This is a genomic window from Veillonella dispar, assembly GCF_937975875.1.
Classification (GTDB): Bacteria; Bacillota; Negativicutes; order Veillonellales; family Veillonellaceae; genus Veillonella; species Veillonella dispar_B.
Window position 1 is genome coordinate 1 of sequence record NZ_CALJSP010000045.1, and the last position, 1,829, is coordinate 1,829.

Annotated in this window: 2 protein-coding genes; both read left to right on the plus strand. The window is 42.6% G+C overall.

Features of this window, described 5'->3' with window-relative positions; all coding sequences use genetic code 11:
* Nucleotides 1-123: 123 nt before the first annotated feature.
* Nucleotides 124-891: an ABC transporter ATP-binding protein gene (locus Q7P05_RS02320; RefSeq protein WP_303930241.1), complete on the plus strand. Its 768-nt coding sequence runs from the start codon at nt 124-126 to the stop codon at nt 889-891.
* A gap of 1 nt (nt 892) precedes the next feature.
* Nucleotides 893-1,633: an ABC transporter ATP-binding protein gene (locus tag Q7P05_RS02325; protein ID WP_303930242.1), complete on the plus strand. Its 741-nt coding sequence runs from the start codon at nt 893-895 to the stop codon at nt 1,631-1,633.
* Nucleotides 1,634-1,829: the final 196 nt, after the last annotated feature.

The following is a 1,829-nucleotide window of genomic DNA, read 5'->3' on the forward strand; positions in this document are numbered from 1 at the left end:
TAGTTGATGACGTAGCAGATATCTACTTGATGTATCCAAGTGCAACTGTTGTATCCACTACAAAAGTTAAAAATGTACCAGTACATCCAATCGACTACTACTTATTAACAAAGGATTCTACTATTGAATAAATCTGATTGTATCGTATTTGATAAGGTTACAATTTCATATGGTACGGAGCAAGCGGTACGCGATGTATCCTTCTCCGTGCCCAATGGTGAGGTCTTTGCCATCGTTGGTGAAAGCGGCTCTGGTAAATCTACGTTAGTTCGTGCCGCCTTTGGCATGTTGAAACAAGCTAACATTAGGGGCCAAATTTTGCTAAACGGAACAGATATTTCTACATTGAGTGATGGTGATTGGCGACAATTGCGGGGTACAAAGATTTCCATGATCTTTCAAAATCCCAGCGCCTATTTAAACCCAAATCGAACCGTAGAAAATCACTTCAAAGATTTATTTCATGCCCATGGTGAAAGCTATGATGTAAGTCGCGTTATAGATATGCTTAATCTCGTTCACTTAACCGATGGAGAACGTATCTTGCAGTCCTATCCGTTTCAGTTGAGCGGTGGTATGCAACAACGGTTAGCCATAGCCTTAAGCCTCATCTTGAAGCCGAGTATCGTATTTGCCGATGAACCGACTAGCGCCTTAGATATGCTCGTGCAAGCCTCTGTATTGGACCTTATGAAAGAGGTAACACAGGCTCTTGGAGCAACGGTGATTATTGTAACCCATAATATCAAGGCGGCTGCTCGCATTGCCAATAGCATTGGGGTTATGAATAAGGGGCAACTCGTTGAAGTGGGATCCTCTGAAGAGGTCATGGCGCATCCAAAGGATGAGTATACTCGTATCTTGTTAGATTCCGTAACGAAAGTGGTGTAGTATGATTCAACTCGAGAAAATCTGTAAACAATATACGAACCACCATCATACGGTCCATGCCGTTGATAACGTATCCTTTTCCGTGGCTCCCAATGAACGCGTAGGTATTGCAGGTGGCAGTGGTTCTGGTAAAAGTACTCTCCTTAGACTGATTGCTATGTTAGAAAAACCTACCTCTGGTAGTCTGCGACTCTTTGGTGAAGACGTAACATCCATTCAAAACCATACAGAAATATATCGTTCTATGCAGATGATGTTCCAAAATCCCTTGGCGGTGATTCCTCCAAGGATGAACTTAGAAGCATTTCTCTTAGAGCCATATATTAACTATGGTCTCATGGATATAGCGTCAGCAAAGGACGATATCCGTAAATGGATGCAACGAGTAGACTTGCCAGAAAATACGGTGTATAAATACCCTCACGAAGTCAGTGGTGGTCAGCTGCAACGGTTGGTACTGGCAAGGATTATGTTGATGCATCCAAAACTAGTACTCTTTGATGAACCTACATCAGCCCTTGATGCGGTGAACCAAAAGTTGGTGCTAGACCTATTACAAAAACTACATACGGAACAACCCTTCGGCTACGTATTCGTCAGCCATGACATCGGACTATTACAAGCCGTAACAGACCGAATCATCGTTATGAAAGATGGGCAAATCGTAGAAACCATCGAATCAAAACGACTTAAAGAAGCGGTACACCCATATACAAAATCACTTGTGGAAGCGAGTGTGTGAAAAGAGCCCCTATGCTTTGGCATAGGGGCTCTTAATTATCTTTCATAATCCTCCCTTACGATAAAAGAAATTATATATTTTTTTCAGAAAGAGGGGTTAACTATGACAGCAGTAAAGCATGAATGGCGCAAGCACGAAAAGGAATTGTATTGTCCGAAGCAGCAGGCGGTGCAGGTTACGGTGCCGAGCATGAAGT